Genomic DNA, 910 nt, shown 5'->3' with positions numbered 1-910 from the left:
CTTCATGCTTGCGCTGATGGATAAATAAAAATACAAAAAGGCCGTCTGAAACCATATTCAGACGGCCTTTGCTTTTTCAGCCTTAATCCAACACTCTTTCTTCCGGCAACCGGCCTGCCCAGTCGCAGGCAAACTGCCATGCCGAGCGGCCTGAACGGCTGCCGCGCATTTGCGCCCATTGCAATGCGGCTTGGCGCGCCGTATCGTCAAAAGGCACATTGAAATCGTCCAACCAGTTGGCAACAGCGGTCAGATAATCGTTTTGATCGAAAGGATAAAAACTCAGCCATAAGCCGAAGCGGTCGGAAAGGGAGATTTTTTCCTCGACGGCCTCTTTCTGATGGATTTCGCCGCGAGTGCCCGTAGTACCGCCGTTTTCATCCATGTATTCGGGAATTAAATGACGACGGTTGGAAGTGGCATAAACCAAAACATTGGTGCAACGTTGCGACAGTCCACCGTCTAAAGCAGTTTTCAAGGCTTTATAGGTCTCATCGCCGGTTTCAAACGACAAATCATCGCAGAAAACGATAAACTTCTCAGGGCGCTCGGACAACAACGTCAACAAAGCCGGCAGACTGATCAAATCGCTTTTGTCCACTTCAATCAGTCGCAGGCCACGCTCAGCGTATTCGTGCAACAACGCTTTAACCAAGGAGGATTTCCCCGTACCGCGCGCGCCGGTCATCAAGACATTATTTGCCGGACGACCTGCCAAAAATTGCTCGGTATTGCGTTTCAGCCGGTCGGTTTGCGAACCGACTGCCGCCAATCTGCTCAAAGGAAACGTATGCGGACGCGGCAGGCTTTCCAAAATACCTTTTTTGCCCACACTGTGCCAACGGTAGGCCAAAGCGCGCCAGTCGGTTTTACCGGCTTCGTCAGGCAGGATTAAATCCAGACGGTTTAA

Annotated in this window: 1 protein-coding gene; it reads right to left on the bottom strand. The window is 51.2% G+C overall.

What is annotated here, in order from left to right; translation table 11 throughout:
• Positions 1-82: 82 nt before the first annotated feature.
• On the bottom strand, positions 83-910 hold an 828-nt coding region (locus tag ACTHS3_RS15425), incomplete at its 5' end, for an ATP-binding protein (protein WP_440368428.1).

The sequence above is a fragment of the Neisseria sp. P0009.S007 genome, assembly GCF_051962515.1.
This window is presented reverse-complemented; position numbering and strand designations above follow the sequence as displayed.